This window comes from Campylobacter sp. CCS1377 (genome assembly GCF_040008265.1).
In the GTDB taxonomy this organism is placed as follows: domain Bacteria; phylum Campylobacterota; class Campylobacteria; order Campylobacterales; family Campylobacteraceae; genus Campylobacter_D.
Genome location: NZ_CP155620.1, coordinates 791,086 through 807,390 on the forward strand (window position 1 = coordinate 791,086; position 16,305 = coordinate 807,390).

At 25.7% G+C, this 16,305-nt stretch carries 13 protein-coding genes and 1 pseudogene; 10 read left to right on the forward strand and 4 right to left on the reverse strand.

Annotated features, from left to right (window positions below; genetic code table 11):
- The first annotated feature begins 54 nt into the window (after positions 1 to 54).
- The 3 genes from AAH949_RS04040 (at position 55) to AAH949_RS04050 (ending at position 4,351) form a co-directional block, all read left to right on the forward strand.
- Positions 55 to 1,332, forward strand: coding sequence for a hypothetical protein (locus tag AAH949_RS04040; RefSeq protein WP_348519044.1), 1,278 nt, complete (start codon positions 55 to 57; stop codon positions 1,330 to 1,332).
- Positions 1,333 to 1,417: 85 nt separating this feature from the next.
- On the forward strand, positions 1,418 to 2,695 hold the full coding sequence (locus AAH949_RS04045) for a hypothetical protein (protein WP_348519045.1): 1,278 nt from the start codon (positions 1,418 to 1,420) through the stop codon (positions 2,693 to 2,695).
- A gap of 525 nt (positions 2,696 to 3,220) precedes the next feature.
- Positions 3,221 to 4,351, forward strand: coding sequence for a tyrosine-type recombinase/integrase (locus AAH949_RS04050; RefSeq protein ID WP_348519046.1), 1,131 nt, complete (start codon positions 3,221 to 3,223; stop codon positions 4,349 to 4,351).
- A 45-nt stretch (positions 4,352 to 4,396) separates the two neighbouring features.
- Here the strand turns inward: AAH949_RS04050 and AAH949_RS04055 are convergent, their stop codons facing one another.
- The gene (locus AAH949_RS04055) at positions 4,397 to 4,675 is read right to left on the reverse strand and encodes a helix-turn-helix domain-containing protein (RefSeq protein ID WP_348519047.1); all 279 of its coding nucleotides are present in this window, start codon (positions 4,673 to 4,675) and stop codon (positions 4,397 to 4,399) included.
- Positions 4,675 to 5,598, reverse strand: coding sequence for an AAA family ATPase (locus AAH949_RS04060; protein ID WP_348519048.1), 924 nt, complete (start codon positions 5,596 to 5,598; stop codon positions 4,675 to 4,677). Before AAH949_RS04060 ends, AAH949_RS04055 begins: the two co-directional genes overlap by 1 nt.
- 116 nt (positions 5,599 to 5,714) lie before the next feature.
- Here AAH949_RS04060 and AAH949_RS04065 point away from each other — a divergent pair, with 116 nt between their 5' ends.
- From AAH949_RS04065 to AAH949_RS04090, 6 genes are all read left to right on the forward strand, one after another.
- Complete coding sequence (locus AAH949_RS04065; RefSeq protein WP_348519049.1) at positions 5,715 to 6,407, forward strand: helix-turn-helix transcriptional regulator; 693 nt, start codon at positions 5,715 to 5,717, stop codon at positions 6,405 to 6,407.
- A 168-nt stretch (positions 6,408 to 6,575) separates the two neighbouring features.
- Positions 6,576 to 6,797, forward strand: a complete 222-nt coding sequence (locus AAH949_RS04070) for a hypothetical protein (protein WP_348519050.1) — start codon at positions 6,576 to 6,578, stop codon at positions 6,795 to 6,797.
- A complete protein-coding gene (locus AAH949_RS04075) occupies positions 6,787 to 7,056 on the forward strand; it encodes a type II toxin-antitoxin system YafQ family toxin (RefSeq protein ID WP_002789000.1) in 270 nt (89 codons plus the stop codon). The genes AAH949_RS04070 and AAH949_RS04075 overlap by 11 nt, the downstream gene beginning before the upstream one ends.
- 92 nt (positions 7,057 to 7,148) lie before the next feature.
- Positions 7,149 to 7,478, forward strand: coding sequence for a hypothetical protein (locus AAH949_RS04080; protein ID WP_348519051.1), 330 nt, complete (start codon positions 7,149 to 7,151; stop codon positions 7,476 to 7,478).
- A 213-nt stretch (positions 7,479 to 7,691) separates the two neighbouring features.
- Positions 7,692 to 7,859: a hypothetical protein gene (locus tag AAH949_RS04085; RefSeq protein WP_263666049.1), complete on the forward strand. Its 168-nt coding sequence runs from the start codon at positions 7,692 to 7,694 to the stop codon at positions 7,857 to 7,859.
- A 1,081-nt stretch (positions 7,860 to 8,940) separates the two neighbouring features.
- On the forward strand, positions 8,941 to 9,138 hold the full coding sequence (locus tag AAH949_RS04090; protein WP_348519052.1) for a hypothetical protein: 198 nt from the start codon (positions 8,941 to 8,943) through the stop codon (positions 9,136 to 9,138).
- Positions 9,139 to 9,230: 92 nt separating this feature from the next.
- On the opposite strand, the gene AAH949_RS04095 is transcribed toward AAH949_RS04090, so the two are convergent.
- Complete coding sequence (locus AAH949_RS04095) at positions 9,231 to 9,830, reverse strand: RloB domain-containing protein (RefSeq protein ID WP_348519053.1); 600 nt, start codon at positions 9,828 to 9,830, stop codon at positions 9,231 to 9,233.
- Positions 9,823 to 10,965 (reverse strand): AAA family ATPase, encoded by a 1,143-nt coding sequence (locus tag AAH949_RS04100; RefSeq protein ID WP_002807240.1) that lies wholly within the window; start codon positions 10,963 to 10,965, stop codon positions 9,823 to 9,825. The genes AAH949_RS04095 and AAH949_RS04100 overlap by 8 nt, the downstream gene beginning before the upstream one ends.
- Positions 10,966 to 11,506: 541 nt before the next feature.
- On the opposite strand from AAH949_RS04100, the pseudogene AAH949_RS04105 reads away from it, so the two are divergent.
- Positions 11,507 to 16,279: pseudogene (locus AAH949_RS04105) on the forward strand (type ISP restriction/modification enzyme); the annotation flags it as partial.
- Positions 16,280 to 16,305: the final 26 nt, after the last annotated feature.

Below are 16,305 nucleotides of genomic sequence, written 5' to 3' on the forward strand. Positions count from 1 at the left end.
ACTATCATTATGAAAAATGGCTTGCATATAGGTTAAATAAAGAAAGGATAAAAGATGAGTGATACTTATGAGATTTATACACCAGATGGCTCAATATTAAATGTAGAAAAAGATACAAATAAAATATTATTTACGGCAAAAAGCAATGGTACATACACTAAACAACATTCTCAAGCTCTCTTCGAGGGTGATCGCATATTAAGAAACTCCCCCTACAAAGACTATAAACCCAAGTATCTAGATCCTAACTTTTATACAGGGCAAAAATCCACTCTAGTAGAATTTAAAGAATGGCAAAGCATATATTTAAAAGATCCTATCAAAGGAAGCATAGCTCCTTGGACTAAAGCAGAAAAAGCTTATTATAAATCTTTAAAAACTAAAAGAGAAAGATATAAATATTTAATTATAAGAAGTGGACTTAGAAGTACTGTTATAGATATACCTTATGATGCTTATTGTAATGTAGATGAAAAAGGAAATTTAATCAATAAAGACTATAAAGAACTTTACAAAGAAGTAGAAGCCAATAGAGGCTTAGCTCATTTAAGTGATGGATATTTATTTATGGGTGAATGGGAATTAGCAGCAGGAATTTTAGGAGATAAATTAGGCTTTGCAAAAGGTGGAGGAGGATTATGGAAAACAGGATTTACTACTAGGGCTTATCAAGCATTATTTTTAGCAGCACAACTAGGACATCAACCTTCTTTAGAACACCAACTCACTACTTACTCATCTTCTGTAGCCTTAGCAGGTGGAGGACATAAAAATCCTTTAAGAGAGAAAATGCTAAAAGACTTTTCTAAAAATCCTCCTTATGATGAATTTGGAATGCTTCCTTTCTTAGATGAACTTATAGGAGTGGATTGGGTGATTGATTTAACAGAATATGAATTTGCAGATGATGCTGATGGTAAAGCTATTAGATCTTTAGATGATGATGTTTTAAAAGGTAAATTAAAAGATCCAAGAGATATAGACTCTACTCCAGAGAGTAGAAGAGAGTTTAATCGTGAAATGTGGGCATATCGTAGAGGTTCTGTTGCATTTTACAATACGGATATTCCCAATGATTGGACTAATCAAGAAGCGAAACTATATATAGATTCTCTTATTTTAGAATCTAAACTAGCAGTCTTAACTCCTCCACAAGGCTATCCTAATGCACCTTATTATTGGGTTCCAGAACATTTAGAATATGTTTACAAAAAACATAAGCTTGATAAACTCCTTGATCCAAGAATCCCTGCTATTTATAGATATAATTTCCCAAGAGAACTTAGAGCTAAGATACTAAAATTTGGTGAAGAAAATGGCATTAAAGATTAAAGTAATTTCATAGGCAGGCTAGCCACTACTATCATTATGAAAAATGGCTTACATATAGGATAAATTAAAGATAAAAGGACAAAAGATGAGTGAAACTTATATATATGCCCCTAATGGAAAAGGAGCAAAATTTAATCAAGAAACAAATGAGGTTATTCTTTATAAAGGAACAAAAAAAGGAGGTAGATATAACAAAAAGCATGCTGAAGTTTTGCTCAAGGCTGTTGAAATAGAAGAAAACTCCCCCTACAAAGACTATAAACCCAAGTATCTAGATCCTAACTTTTATACAGGGCAAAAATCCACTTTACTTGAATTTAAAGATTGGCAAAGCATATATTTAAAAGATCCTATAAAAGGAGCTATAGCTCCTTGGACTAAAGCAGAAAAAGCTTATTATAAATCTTTAAAAACTAAAAGAGAAAGATATAAATATTTAATTATAAGAAGTGGACTTAGAAGTACTGTTATAGATATACCTTATGATGCTTATTGTAATGTAGATGAAAAAGGAAATTTAATCAATAAAGACTATAAAGAACTCTATAAAGAAGTAGAAGCCAATAGAGGTATGGCTAATATGCATAAAGGTTGGCTTTTTATGGCTGAATGGGAATTAGCAGCAGGAATACTAGGAGATATAAAAGGATTTGTAGGAGCCTTACAACTTTCCATGACAGGATTTAAAGCAAGAACTCAAGCAATAAATTTTTTACTCATACAACTAGGACATGAACAAGGCTTTAAAAGTCTTTATGATTCTTATGCATATAGAGATTTAACAGATGGCATACACAAAAACCCTCTTAAAGCTCAAATGCTAAAAGACTTTTCTAAAAATCCTCCTTATGATGAATTTGGTATGCTACCTTTTCTAGATGAACTTATAGGGGTGGATTGGGTGATAGATCCAAATGATTATTATTTTGTTTATGATGGAGCAAAAGGAAGAGTTAATGATGCTCTAAAAGATGATGTTGAAAAAGGAACACTCAAAGATCCAAGAGATGTAGATTCTACTCCAGAGAGTAGGGAAGAATTCATTGATAACTTCGAGCGTTATGGGAATGGAATGAGGGAGCGCTATACTTTGGAAATAAGCAATGATACTCCTGAAACATCTGCTAATATTTGGCTAGAAACAATGCTTTTAGAAGCTAAAATTAAAGCCCTAACTCCCCCTCAAGGCTATCCTAGTGCACCTTATTATTACTCTCCTGAAAGATTAGAATGGATTTATAAAAATCATAATTTAGATAGGCTTCTTGATCCAAGAATCCCTGCTATACATAGATATAATTTCCCGAAAGAACTTAGAGCTAAAATTTTAAAATTTGGTGAAGATAGGGGTATTAGAGATTGATTTATAAATCAATCTTTGGGATGAGAGGGATATTAAAGATTAAGCATTATAGATTAGTTACAGAATTAATTCTAATGGTTTGTCTTTTTATGTCTAAATAGCTAAAATTCTAAACAAAACCATAGCTTTTTTTTACTATTATTTTTTTATTGCCTGCGAGATTAAAGCAGATAAATAAAATTATTGTATATTTTATCAGTAGTCTTTAAATAGCCCTTGTTTAAGAATAGTAATTGAAATGGTGCCCAAGGTCGGACTCGAACCGACACAAGGTTGCCCTTACCAGATTTTGAGTCTAATGCGTTTTGTTATCATATTTTATCAAAGTATTGAAAAATAGGCGTTTTATTGTTTAAATTTATCTTAAAAATAGTATTATTTTATACCATTTTGAGAAAAAAACCGCTACCAAAACCGCTACCACTAAAATCCATTTGAGATACTATTTTTAGTATATTTTTAATTTTATATTATGTAAAAAATAATAAAATTTTCTGCGTAAATTAAAAGCAAAAAAGGAATATATTGAAAAATCTAGTAAAAATAAAAGAATATAAGGGTATATATTTTATAGACAAAGATAAGAAATTAGAGGATATAAAAGAAATTAGCTTAGTAGAATTACAAAGAAGATTAACTATCCCATACGAATTAGCTATAAGATATTATGAAGGAAAAAAATCAAGTTATGAGATATTTCCTATTTTAAATAACACCCAGACCCTTAAAAAGAATTGTGAGTTAATTGCCTTGCAAAGAATTAATGGAAAATTTGCAAAGAAATTTAAAATTAAAGAACCTAAACTAAATGAAGTGTTTGAAGAATGGATTAGTATGCGAAAAAATACTATTTCTAAAAAACATTACGAGGTAACCATATTTTCATATAATGCACATATAAAAGATGTTATAGGAAACATCAAAATAAAACAAGTCAAATTAAAAGATATGCAAAATATTGTCAATAAAATGATTGATCAAGGCAAATCTCCAAGAACAACAAAAACAATAAAAGACATACTTTCTCCAGTATTTGAATTTGCTATTAAAAATGATTATATAGAAAAAAATATGGCAAGAGAAATAGAGATACAAAAATTTGACAACAAAAGATATTTTACTATTGATGATGAGGATAGAAATGCTCTTTATAAAGCTATTATAAATTATGAAAATTTAATGATACGAGCTATGTTTATATTTCTTTTACATGGAAGAAGAAAAAGTGAAGTTCTTACATTAAAATGGGACAATATTGACTTTGCTAATAAAATTTATTTTTTACCTTCAAGCCAAAACAAATCAAGGAAAAACTTACAATTTCCGTTAAGTTCTTTACAAATAGAAGCTTTAAAAAGCATTGGAGTAAAAAATAAAGGATATGTTTTTATTAAAGAAGATGGAAACCCTTATAAAGATATAAGATGGCATTGGGATAAAATAAATCAAAAATTAAAAACTCCTATTAGATTGCATGACTTAAGACATTTAATAGGATATATAGGTATTAATATGGGTATATCTTTAGAAGCTATTGGAGAAACATTAGGACATTCAAGCATAGGAGTTACAAAAAGATATGCAAATATTAAAAATGAAACTATTAATAATACTTTAAATGCTATTTTTAGTAATTTTAAAACTGAAAAACGCTAATTTACAATGGTTTTTTAGGTTTTTCGGTTTTTTAGTTAAGTGTGATTAAAATTTTAAACTATTTTTAGAGCTATTAAGTTTTAAATATTCATCAAGATCATCTTTTTTAAAAACAAGTTTTTTACCAATTTTATAAAAAGGAACTTTTCCTAAATTACAATCCTTGTAAAGTTTTGAAGTGCTTATTTTTAAATAATTTGAAGCCTGTTGTACATTTAAATTTTCATCAGTTTTATTTTTGATTAATTCATTTTCTTTTAAAATCTTTTTAAAAATATCTTCAAGATCACTAGCTTTGCAAATTACTATATTATCCATATCCATTATTTTTCCTCATTTTTTAAGTAATAATAAATCGAATTGTTATCAAAACGATCTTTGTGCATGCACCATTTTCCTTTTTTTGCATATTCTTGCAAAAGTTTTCTTGCCTTTTCACGACCAACATATCTTTTACAATTTCTTAAGACTAGGTTGATTAATTCATTTTGCTTAAAACGACCCATCTTTAAAATCTCTAAAACAGTTTTTATAAACTTTATCTCATAAGAACTCATCTCAACACTATCAAATTCCATTCTTTCTAAATTGCTAAAATTTAAAACTTTGAATGCTATTTTTTCAAGTATAAATCTTCCAAGTTTTTCTGGTCTTAACAAAATAGAATTCATCTCTTCAGTGTATTCACATCTATAGCTAAAATCAGCATAATCAACAATTTGATGACTATCAGAAAAAACCCCGCTTTTATTTAAATGGTGAATAAAAAGCACAGTCCCACCTTTTTTTCGAATTATTTTCTCTTTTGAAAATAAATAATTTGGATCAATAAATCTTCCTATTTTTCTAGTGACACAATTTAAAGAATCAACAATTATAAATACATTGAATTTCTCTTGAATTTTTATTATTTCGTCGCATATGTTTTCAAAATATATGAATTTTTTATCAGAGCATGTTAAATCTATTACAAAAAAACGGTTGGTAAAATTTTCAAGAAGATTTGCGAAGCCATATTTTTTTAAACTCGAAAGTCCCATATCTGCATTTATATAAAACACTCTAATTTCATTATCTTTCTTTAAAATTTCCTTGCAAAAATACAAACAAACACTTGTCTTTCCACTACCACTACTACCATAAAGCAAACCCAAAGATTCTTTCGGTATCAAGTCTTTTAAGAGCCATGATTCTTGACAAGATTGAAAATTTTCCAATTTCAATGAAAATTTTTTTATGTTTTCCATATTATAATCCTTTTTTAGAATTATAAATTCTTTAATTTAAAATAATATAAATTTTTATTTTATTTTTAACAAAAATATTTTAATATTTTAATAATTTTATATAGGATAATTCTATTATGATAAAAGAAAATATTAAGTTTTTAAGAAAACAACGCAAATTAACGCAACAAGAGTTGGGCGAAATTTTAAATGTGGGACAAAAAACAGTAAGTATGTGGGAAAAAGGAAATAACAATATTACACTTCCTACAATACTAAAAATATGTGAGCATTTTCAAATTAGTCCAAATGAGCTACTAGCAAATAATTTAGCGGATATGGAACTACATAGAAATCTTAGAAATTACAATAGACTTACACATGAATTACAGCTAAAAAATGGCTTAAATGATTTTTTAAAATCAAACATTGTAAATATGCAACTTCAAAAAATATCTAGACATATTCGTTCTCTCAAAGGTGTAGGATTTATAGAGAAATTAAGTGAAAGCTGGAGTGGAAACGGAGAGAAAATGCTTTTAATTCTTCTTTTGTTTATCAAACACTTAAACAAGATAGAATTAAGCCACACAACAATGAGTAAAAAAGATTTTATAAACATGTTAAAGAAATTTAAAATTTCTTTAAAAAATATCAAATTATACTCTTTAATTTTAAGTGAAAAAGACAAAATAAATACTATAGAGTGGGTAGAAAACAACTTAGATGAGATCGATGTAAATGCTTTATTTATTGATTTAAGAAAAGATGTTGAAAAAATAATTATAAATGAGCTTAATTCGTTTAATTATTTAATTTTTAAGGATTAAAACAGATAATATTTGCTGGTTGTTATTTACCAGCTAAAATTTTGCAACAGAATATGATATTTTGATTGTTTTATTTATGTAATTTTACATAAATAAAAAGTTTTTCAAATTTACAACAAAATCCTTTATGCTATAATAAAAAATAAAATTATATAAGAAAGGATGTAGATGTCTATAAAAATTGAAATTAGTGGATTTGATAAGGATTTTTTGCCTGTTTTTGAGAGTTTAGCTAAAAGCCTAAGAGCTACTTATTGTTTGTTGGAGTATGATATCCCAGATGAGAAAAAACAAAGTTCTATGAAAAAAGCTTTAGAAGAAATAAAAAATGGAGAGTATGAAACTTTTAAAAACTTTGATGAGTATAAAAAGGCTATGCGTGAAATATGAAATTAGAGTTTTAAAAGAATACAAGAAAAATTACAAGAAGCTAACACTAAAAGAAAAAGATTTGGTAGATGAAATAGTTTATCGCTTATCTAACAATGAAACTCTTGAAAGAAAATACAAAGATCATAAACTAAAAGGTGAATTTAAAGAGCTTAGAGAGTGTCATGTAAAACCTGATTTACTCTTAATTTATCAAAAACAAGATGATAAGCTTATTTTAACCTGTATTAATATAGGTTCTCATAGCGAGTTGTTTTAAATAATTGAAGTTAAATTAATCAAGTTAATAAAAATCCATAATTACATATTAAGTCATTTATATCACTATAAAAATAAAAAAAGGAAAACATTATGGAAAAACTATCCCAAGAAGAAATACAAAAAGCTATGAGAGAATGTGTAGTAAGTTCTTATACTTATGATCCAGCTAATCCCAATGGCTATTCTCAAGATTTATTTGATGTAGAAAATGAAGTTTTTGCTAAAGATTATGAGTTTATAGAAAAATGTGGTTTAGATGATATAGTAAAACACAAAGAAAGTGGTTGTGTTTTTAAAGTTTTTTACAAACAAGATTACAAAGTTAGACTTCTTAGAGTTAGTAATATGCAAGCAATGAATAGTTTTGAAAGCTATAGGGGTATAATGGCAAAAATAATAGGTTTTAAGCCAGAAGATTAAGAGTAATAAAGGCAAACAGTTTTTAAGAAGTTTAGTGAATTTTTAGAAGAACATCATATTTTTCCTATAAATTCTAATATAGGAAAAGAGATATCTAAAAATTTTATCTCATCTAATGATAATATAATTAATAATATAGCAAATATAGCACTTATTACAAAAGAATCTAATAATAAAATCAATAATAAAAATCCAAGCACATATATAAAAGAGTTGCTAAATAAAAAAATACAAGATAATCAACAAGAACAATTTTTTAAAGATTTAGAAACACATTTTATAACAAAAGATATGGTTGAATATTTATTAAATGATGATTTTGAGAATTTTATTATTAGTCGAACAGCTTTAATTTATGATTATATGAAAAACATTACTTAAATTCATAGGATAACTATGTTATCCTAACTATAAAAATATATATCAACAAAAGATATAGTAAAAACTTTAAATAATTTTTATTTTAAGTTTTCTAACATAAAATTCATCATATCTTAAATACTTAAGATAAAGAAACAAAATACTTGGCGTAAGAAAGGATCTAGACCATATTTAGTTGCAACACTAAGACAATATTTTATTTCTGTTTTATTACTCCCAACTTATAGAGTGTGTTAAGCTAAAACCTAAAGATTAGCTTTTACTTTCGTTAGTATATTTATCGTTAAAATAATGAGCTACTAAAACCAATGTGCCAAAAATAAGAGTGATAGCACCAATTAAAATAGCTATATTATAACCATCCATTCTCTCTCATTTTCTTTCAAAAAAAGATCAATCTTTAAGAAAGATCGATGATAGTGCAACTATCGCCCATTTGCAAACCATAAAGACTATTTACAAATAATCCTACGTCAATAGATTCTATGAATCTTAAGATTACTTTTACAGGTTTTTTATAAATAATACTTTTTAAAATTTTTATTTATATTGTTATTTTGCAATAAAAAATAAAAGCTAAAAGATATAAACATGCTTCTAATAATAAAATATCAAAATCAATTATTTTTTATTATTATCGGTTTTTTTATCTTTATCAAAGTCATAAAATGTCACAAATATGGCAACTGCTATTGCAAAGGCTAATACAATATATTGTCCCATTTTATTTCCTTTTTTTGTTATAAAAATTATTAAATTAATATATTATCTAATCAACTTTAAAAATACAATATTATTTTTTAATTATAATATTTCAAAGATCTAGCTTTTATCAACTTTGTATTATATCCATAGTTACTTTGTTGATATTCTTGATATTTGCGAAATCTACAAATTTCTACTAAGAATAGTTTAAATAATATATTTACAGAAAAATGTTTATAAGTTATAAAGTCTATTTTTGATATATTCTTTATATTATTAGCTTAGGATTTTTAATGGGTGTAAGCGAAAATACTTTTGAAATTATCTTAGAAAAATTAAAATAAGCAAAATTAAATAATAAAACAAAAGGATAGATATGTTTAAAAACGAAGAATATATAAACCAGAGAAAAGCATTATGGATAAAAAGTTTTGAGGCTTTTAAAGATGATGAAGAATTTCACAAAGAACAGTTAGAGTTTGCCGAAGCAGGAATAAATGATGGATTTGAGGAAGATCAATTATATAAATTAAACCAAAATTGCAAAAATAAGACAAAACAAACTTACTCATAAATATTTAAATTGTTTTAGCTAAAAAAACCAATTTTAGATATTATTGATTAATCTGTATATAATCACAATATAAAAAAAGAAGCAGAGTTTTTTTAAATACCATTATATTGTTCTAATAATTTTCTAAAATAATATAGATTACTTTGAGTTAGATTATTTAGTGAATTTTTATCAATCTCACACTGATCATTGCAAAAAACAGCGATATTGCAAAAATACTTTTCAGCATTTTCTATACATCCACATTTGTTTAATATTTGAGAATATAAATCGTTAGTAGATGATTTAAAATTCTTACTATCGCTATATCCTAATTTTTTATAAAAATTTGTTTTGTTATTTTTACTATTATCTACAAAATGAAATCTAAGCCAATCTTCAAAATCACCAAGAGTAAGAAATAAATGCTTGTCTTTTGAATTTTTTATATGTTTTATAAGTTTTTCTAAAATTTTCAACTCGCTAGTATCACTTTTTGCTCTATCTAGATCCATTACAATAATAAGCTTATCAACATAAGGTGCTTTTTCTATTTTATAAAGAATGTTTTTATATGAATTATTATTTTTTAAATTTTTTACATCAATTTTAACATTATCATAATTTAGATATTTAAAAAGAGAATTAAAATAATCTTCTTCTGTTTTACCTTCGCACCAAATCTGTATACTGGGCTTTGTTTTTTTATTCATCATAAAGCCCTTTCAAATAATCAATATATGCTTTTTTCTTTTCGCTTCTAATATCATAATCATAGTAAGTTCTTATCTTGCTCTCTAGGTGTTGATCTTTTTGAATTAAAAATATTTGTTGAGAATTTAAAAAACTTACATCAAACAATAAAACATTATGAGATGAAACAATTAATTGTCCATTATGATTTTCTTCTGTATTGATAAGATTGTTAAATATAAGTATTAAAGCTAAGGTACTTATTGAAGAATCTAATTCGTCAATAAAAATAATTTTTCCTTCCTTGATAATTTGGGTTATTTTATCTGCAAAATATACTATTTTTTTAATACCTTCTGATTCTATTTGATAATTAAATTTCTTTCCATTGCGTATAAAAAAGATTTCATATATATTTTTTTCATCTTTTTTATACTTTTTAAACTCAAAATCTTTTATGGTTTTATCCAATAATTGAAAAACCTCCAAAATGCTTTCTTTATGTTCTAAAAAATATTGCTTTTTATTTTCTTCAAATTCAAAATTGTATTTTTTTGAATAGTTACTATTCATATAAACTTCAATATTGTTTATAAGATTTATAAATATTTCTTTTTGCTCTATTTCAAAATCTTTTAAGAAATAAAAAATATTTTCACTAAGCTTTCTTGAAAAGAACATCCCTAGCTGTTCATTTTCTTTTTTGCTATAAATATCAAAAGTAGCCCTCTCATTTTCGAATTTGTATATAATTTTATTATTTTTCAAAAAAGTTTCTTTCAGAACATATTCTTTATTAAATTCTATAGAATAGGCAAAAATATTTTTACTATTATCAGACAGTTCAATATTTAATTTTACAGAATTTGAATTTTTATTAAAAGCATTGTCTACTAAATGCTCTCTTAGTGTATGAGAAAAACCATACTTAATTATATTTAGTAAAATTTTAACACCTATAAAAAAATTTGTTTTTCCACTAGTATTTTTCCCGAAAAATACTGCTGATTTCATAGGTTTCCCAACTTGCGATAAATTAAAATTATACTCATATTTTGTATTTTTCAACTTACTTTTTGGTTTTGCTGTAAAATCAACAATTTGTGTTTCTATTCCAAAAGAATACAAACCAGATATTTCTATTTTTCTTAACATAATATTTTCCTTTTATGTTATTATAAAGCATTGATAGTTAATATAAACATAAAATATGTTTATATTTAAATATATAGTTTTAAAGTCTGTTTTGATATTTTTTATAATATTCACTAAAGAATTAAAGCTATAAAAATGAATTAATAAAAATACATTCTTAATCAAGGTAAAACAATGAATAACTTAGCAAATTTCAGTATTTTACTTTCATGAGCATATAAAAAACTAAATCCACAAAAATATATTTCTTCTTAAATGATTTAATTAAAAATATTTTGAAATACTATTAAGAATAAAATGAGTTATTAAGAAGTTCTTTGAATTTAATTATAATAATTATGGCTTCGAAGAAAACTAAAGTATAAACACTATAAAAGAAGATATTCCCTATAAGAAAACACTACTGATTTTATAAGCTTTCTGGTAGGTATAATATCTATTTATAATTATATAAAATTAAAACATAAAATTTTTATGCATTTATAAGCTATAAAGTCTATTTTTGATATATTTATGATGTATTTTTAAATAAAGGTTTTCTATGGGTGCAAATGAAATTACTTTTGAAATTATTTTAGAGAAATTAAAACAAGCAAATTTAAACAATAGAGCAAAAGGATATATGTTTGAAAAGCTTTCAAAACATCTTTTAAAAGAAAAAGATACAGCAAATATTTATGAAAATATTTATCTTTGGGATGAATGGGATAAAAAGGATGGGCAAGATTGTGGTATTGATCTAATCATTCAAACAAAAGATGATGATTATATTGCAGTACAATGTAAATTTTATGAAAGCTCAAAAGTAGATTTAAAAGATTTAAGCACTTATTTTAGCAAATTACAAAGTGGAGTAGGGGAGATTAAATTTAGCAAAGGTATTATCATAAACACTAGTGATCTTACTCAAAACGCTAAAAAAGAGATAGAACAAATTTCAAAAAATGTACCTATAGAATTAATCACACTAGAAGATTTTTTAAATTCAAACATAAGTTGGGATAAATTTGATCCAAACAATTCTTTAGAATTGCCAATTATTGCAAAGAAAAAACCAAGAGAACATCAAATACAAGCCATAAATAACACCAAAGAATATTTTGCAAACAAAAACAACACAAGAGGCAAGCTCATCATGGCATGTGGTACAGGTAAAACTTTTACCTCATTAAAAATTATAGAAGAAATTACTCCTAAAAATTCTATTGTTTTATTTTTAGCTCCTAGTATAGCTTTAGTAGGGCAAACATTTAGAGAATATTGTAAAGAAAAGACAGATGATTTTGTTGCTTCTATTGTGTGTTCAGATAGTAAATCAGGTAAAAGCGTTGAAGATGATATAGATATTTTAGAATTGCCTATTCCTGCTTCTACTGATACTCAAAGCATTAAAAAGGCTTATGATATAGCTAAAAAAGATAATAAAAGATTTATTATCTTTTCTACTTATCAAAGTGTTGAAAAGATCATGCAAGCTCAAAAACAAAACGATTTAGATGAGATTGATCTAATTATTTGCGATGAAGCTCACAGAAGTGTAGGAAATTTATACTCAGGAAAAGAAAAAGATAAACTAAATACCTTTACTTTATGCCATAGTAACGAAAATATTAAAGCTAAAAAAAGAATTTATATGAGTGCTACTCCAAAGATTTATTCTAGCTCTCAAAAAAATAAAGCTTTAGAAAATGATAATGAAGTATTTTCCATGGATGATGAAGAAATTTTTGGAAATGAAATTTATAGTATTAATTTTAGAGAAGCAGTTGAAAAAGACTTGCTTACTGATTATAAAGTTATTATTCTAGCTATCAAACAAGAAAGTATTGCAAACATAGCAAATACAGCCATAGCAAAATTAAAAGATGAGAAAAATGTAGATGAAAAATATGTAGATATTGATTTCGTATCTAAAATTATAGGTACGCATAAAGGTTTAGCAAGAAATGATTTAGTTGCTCTTGATGAAAATAATAAAATAGATAATGATTTTTTAGAAGAAATGGATAGTAATCTTTCAAGAAGAGTTATAAATTTTTGCAAAAGCATAAGAGATTCAAAAAATATAACCAATTCTTTTAAGATTATTATGCAATGTTATGATGAAGCATTGAAAAAAGATTCTTTTAAAAATCTTAATATAAACATAGATCATGTTGATGGAACAATGAACTCCAATGTAAGATTAAACAAACTAAACAATCTTAACTCACCAGAAGAAAACACTTGTAATATCCTAAGTAATGCAAGATGCTTAAGTGAAGGTGTGGATGTGCCTGCTTTAGATAGTGTAGTATTTTTTGATGGAAGAAATTCTATGGTGGATATAATTCAGTCAGTAGGTAGGGTAATGAGAAAAGCTCCAAATAAAAAAACAGGCTATATCATACTGCCTTTAGCATTAAGCGAAAACGAGCTTTCAAATTTAGATGAAGCTATAAAAAATACCAATTTTTTAAATATATGGAATATATTAAAAGCTCTAAGAAGCCACGATGATACTTTGGTGGATGAAGCTGTATTTAAGGAAAAGATTAAAATAGCAGTAGCTGATTATGTAGGAGATGATAATTCATCAAATAATACAGATAAAAGCTATGAGCCAAGCTTGTTTGATAGCTTTACTCTGAGCGAACTTGCAAATACTCTATATAATGCCATACCAACTAAACTTGGCGATAAAGGTTATTGGCAAAGCTTTAGTGCAAAAACAGCCAAAATAGTAGAAAAATTAAACATTAGATTAAATGCTATTTTTAAAGATCACCCTGAAATTTTAGAAGAATTTTTAACTTCCTTAAAAGAAAACATTCACCCAAATATCAAAGAAGATGAAGCCATAGATATGATATGCTCTCACATTATCACTAAACCTATATTTGATGTTTTATTTGATAAAAATATGGATGATAATCCCATAGGAAAAGCTCTTGATGAAGTAAACCAAAAGCTAAATACCTTTGGTTTGGATGATGAAGAAACAAGATCTTTAAAAGCTTTATATAAAAGCGTAGAAGAAAATGTAAAATTAGCAAAAAGTCAAAAAAGCAAACAAGAACTTATTAAAAATTTATACGATACTTTCTTTAGATCAGCTTTTAAAAAGCAAGCTGAAAAATTAGGTATAGTTTATACTCCTATACAAGTGGTTGATTTTATACTTCATTCTGTTAATGAGCTTTTAAAAAGACATTTTAAGACAGATTTTAACGATGAAAATGTAAAAATCTTTGATCCATTCACTGGAACTGGAAGTTTTATCACAAGATTATTAAGTAAAGAAAATAATTTAATTAGCGATGAAAATTTCAAAAACAAATACGAAAAAGCAATTTTTGCTCAAGATATTATCTTACTTGCTTATTATATAGCGCTTATTAACATTACTCAAACTGGTAGTGAAAGGATAAATACTTTAGATAAATTTAAAAATATAGCCTTAGCTGATAGTCTTGATTATTTAGATAAAAAAATACAAGATAATGGTTTATTTGCTTTAGAATTTAAAGATTTAGAAGAAAATAAAAAAATCAAAGACTTAATAGCCAATGAAAAAATCAAAGTTATTATAGGCAATCCTCCTTATTCAGCTGGAGCAAGTAGTGAAAATGATAATAATGCAAACATTTCTCATCCCAATTTAGAAAAACGCGTCAAAGACACTTATGGCAAAGAATCAAATGCAAAATTAGCTAAAAATACTAGAGATACACTAATTCAAGCTTTGCGTATGGCAAGTGATAAAATAGAAGATAATGGCATCATAGGCTTTGTAGTAAATGGAGGCTTTATAGATGCAACAAGTGCTGATGGCTTTAGAAAATGCGTTGCTAAAGAATTTAGTGATATTTATATTTTAAATTTAAGAGGAAATCAAAGAACTTCAGGTGAAACTTCAAGAAAAGAAGGTGGAAAAATATTTGATAGTGGCTCAAGAGCAAGTGTGGCTATAGTATTTTTTGTAAAAGACACAAGTATTAAAACAAACAAAATTCATTATTATGATATAGGAGATTATCTTGATAGACAAACTAAGCTTGATAAATTAGAGAATTTTAAAAGTGTATTAAATGTGCCTTTTGTAAATATAATCCCAAATGAAAAAGGCGATTGGATTAATCAAAGAGGAGAAGACTTTGATAATTTAACACCTTTAAAAAGCGATAAAAACGAATACGGAATTTTTACTATAAATTCTTGTGGTGTAGCAACAAATCGTGATAGCTGGGTTTATAATTTTTCTAAAGAAAAGCTTGCAAATTCTATGCAAAAATGTATAGCTACTTATAATGAAGACTTAGCTAAATTTGATCATCAAGCATTTTTAGAAAAAAATAAAAATGTTAAAAAATCAGAACTTTATAAAGAGCTAAGTGATAAAGATATAACAATAGATAATACTAAAATAGCTTGGACTAGAGCTTTAAAAAAAGATTTTATAAATAATGAAAAAATTAAAGAATTTAATCAAGAAAATATAAGAGAAATTTCTCATCGTCCCTTTACTAAAGAATATCTTTACTGGAATAAAACTTGGAATGAAGAACAATATCAATTACCAAAATTATTCCCTAAAAATACAGATGAGAATTTGTTAATTTTAACAAGTTTAATGGCGACTAAAGAATTTTCATCTTTTATAGTAAATTCCATAGCAGATTTACAAACTTTAGCCAATACTCAAGCTTTTCCGCTTTATTTTTACCAAGAAAATGGAAGTAAAGAATACGCTATAAGTGATTTTGCTTTAGATGAATTTAAAAAACAATTACAAGATGAAACTATAAACAAAGAAGATATATTTTATTATATCTATGCGATATTTCATCATAAAAGTTATTTGGAAAAATACAAATTTGAACTTTCAAAAGAAGCTCCAAGAATACCTATAAGTAAAGATTTTAAAAACTTAAGTGTTTTGGGTAAAAAGCTAGCCACTTTACATTTGAACTATGAAAATAATGATATGTTTAAAGAAGTAGAATTTAAAGATGGAGTTTTGGCTGATACAGACAATGATGAGTTTTATAAAGTCATTAAGATGAAAAAACTAGGAAATGATATTTTTTATAATCAAAATATCACTATAAAAAATATACCAAATATTGCTTATGAATATAAAATCAATGGAAAAAGTGCGATTGATTGGATTATCGATCGCTATCAAATAAGTGTTGATAAAAAAAGCTTGATAGAAAATAATCCAAATGATTATCAAGGTGGTAAATATATCTATGAACTTCTTTTAAAAATCATTGATTTATCTATAAAAAGCGTTGATTTGATAGATGAAATCAGCAAAATAAATTTACAAAAATCAATAATCGATCAAGTGATAGA

What these genes read in the sequence shown, in the direction of transcription:
- AAH949_RS04040 (WP_348519044.1), top strand. Translation starts at nt 55, where the DNA reads ATGAGTGATACTTATGAGATTTATACACCAGATGGCTCAATATTAAAT.
- AAH949_RS04045 (WP_348519045.1), top strand. Translation starts at nt 1,418, where the DNA reads ATGAGTGAAACTTATATATATGCCCCTAATGGAAAAGGAGCAAAATTT.
- AAH949_RS04055 (WP_348519047.1), bottom strand. Translation starts at nt 4,675, where the DNA reads ATGGATATGGATAATATAGTAATTTGCAAAGCTAGTGATCTTGAAGAT.
- AAH949_RS04060 (WP_348519048.1), bottom strand. Translation starts at nt 5,598, where the DNA reads ATGGAAAACATAAAAAAATTTTCATTGAAATTGGAAAATTTTCAATCT.
- AAH949_RS04065 (WP_348519049.1), top strand. Translation starts at nt 5,715, where the DNA reads ATGATAAAAGAAAATATTAAGTTTTTAAGAAAACAACGCAAATTAACG.
- AAH949_RS04070 (WP_348519050.1), top strand. Translation starts at nt 6,576, where the DNA reads ATGTCTATAAAAATTGAAATTAGTGGATTTGATAAGGATTTTTTGCCT.
- AAH949_RS04080 (WP_348519051.1), top strand. Translation starts at nt 7,149, where the DNA reads ATGGAAAAACTATCCCAAGAAGAAATACAAAAAGCTATGAGAGAATGT.
- AAH949_RS04090 (WP_348519052.1), top strand. Translation starts at nt 8,941, where the DNA reads ATGTTTAAAAACGAAGAATATATAAACCAGAGAAAAGCATTATGGATA.
- AAH949_RS04095 (WP_348519053.1), bottom strand. Translation starts at nt 9,830, where the DNA reads ATGAATAAAAAAACAAAGCCCAGTATACAGATTTGGTGCGAAGGTAAA.
- AAH949_RS04100 (WP_002807240.1), bottom strand. Translation starts at nt 10,965, where the DNA reads ATGTTAAGAAAAATAGAAATATCTGGTTTGTATTCTTTTGGAATAGAA.